Raw genomic sequence first — 1,446 nt, 5'->3', positions numbered from 1 at the left:
GGATTAAGAACCTGGGTAGAATATGGATTTCGACAGTGTAAACAAGAGCTAGGCTGGACAGATTACCGTTTCACCAATTTTCAACATATTGAGAGGTGGTGGGAGATTATTTTTTGTGTTTACACGATGATTAGTTTAAATTCTTCCGTCTTATTAGGCTTAAATCAATCTCGTCAACTTGAGACTGAGGCACAAGATCTGAGTGATGTTGATTTTTCTAACCATCCGCAATGGAACCATGAATCTGGATGGAAGAATGCTTTAAATAATCTGCGTCTCATTATCCAACCACTTTTACTATTTTGGTTAATTTATCCTTGGTTAAGTATTTTCCCTAATTCACATTTGTTACTGGGATTCAATCATTTAATTGCCGCAATGAATCAATTTAAACCCTATTATGCTTCTGGATGATTTAGCTCCTGAACTACTTGCTTATTCCGGAAAGTGACAGAAGAGGGGTATTTAATTCACAAACTACTGTAGCAACAGTAGATTTACCATCGAACTTGAATAATTTAATTCAAAACCTACAAATTATCTCAAATTACCAAGTTGAAGACTTGATATATAAGCATACTTTCTATCCTTTATATAGCCCTTTTTTACCTGCAAACAGGTCTAATCAGGTACTGGAATCTATGAAAGGAGATTATGGGGGAGATATTCATACACGAGCCGGAATTATGGCAAGCTCAATTACTATGCCAAAATATTTTCGGTTTTGCCCTACTTGTTGGGAAGAAGACTTAAAAAGCTATGGAGAACCTTACTGGCATCGCATACATCAAATATCAGGGGTTTTAGTTTGTCCATTTCATGGTGAAGTTTTGCAAGATAGCCTAGCTCTTTTACACGGTTTTAATAAGCATGAATATTATGCAGCTAGTACAGACAACTGTTCTATTAATAACAATACCGTTGCCAAAATAAGAGCATGAAGAGGTAGGGCGTTTCGTAGTAGAGTTATTGTCTCTCACAACGACAACTCAGAAACTACTAGCCGCCCATGCCCGACATCTTATCACTATTGCAATGTCTTCTACCGCAGATAAACGCCACAACGATGCGACAGTTGAACCAGATAATACAGGCCATGTTAGCGATGAATGGGCGAATCACAATGTTGGGAATATCCCGGTGGGCAGAAATGGGTGGTAGTTATCGAACAATAGACCTCTTGCAAAAGTCCTAGATGCGTGAGACAAGTAGGATAGAGTTGGGTAGCATCTATGACCTACGAACAGGTAAAGAGTCTGAAATCAGAAGACTTTAAACGCTTGTGTGGTGTACGTCCAGATACTTTTAACGAGATGTTAGAGGTAGTGCGATCGCTTCATCGAACAAAACAGAAAACAGGGCGACCGGGTAAATTAAGCTTAGAAGACCAATTGTTGATGACATTAGAATATTGGAGAGAATACCGAACATACTTCCATATAGGTC

At 38.5% G+C, this 1,446-nt stretch carries 2 protein-coding genes and 2 pseudogenes; all 4 read left to right on the top strand.

The window, feature by feature from the left end:
• Positions 1-414, top strand: a pseudogene (locus tag I8752_RS30220) (IS701 family transposase); the annotation flags it as partial.
• A 17-nt stretch (positions 415-431) separates the two neighbouring features.
• Entirely contained in the window at positions 432-941 is a 510-nt protein-coding gene (locus I8752_RS30215) for a TniQ family protein (RefSeq protein WP_225896003.1), read from the top strand.
• Between the two features lie 68 nt (positions 942-1,009).
• A pseudogene (locus I8752_RS30210) lies at positions 1,010-1,174 on the top strand (transposase); the annotation flags it as partial.
• Positions 1,175-1,232: 58 nt separating this feature from the next.
• Positions 1,233-1,446 (top strand): helix-turn-helix domain-containing protein (locus I8752_RS30205; RefSeq protein ID WP_214435880.1); only part of this gene is annotated, 214 nt, incomplete at its 3' end.

It is taken from the genome of Dendronalium phyllosphericum CENA369 (genome assembly GCF_016056275.1).
GTDB classification, from domain to species: Bacteria; Cyanobacteriota; Cyanobacteriia; order Cyanobacteriales; family Nostocaceae; genus Dendronalium; species Dendronalium phyllosphericum.
This window is presented reverse-complemented; position numbering and strand designations above follow the sequence as displayed.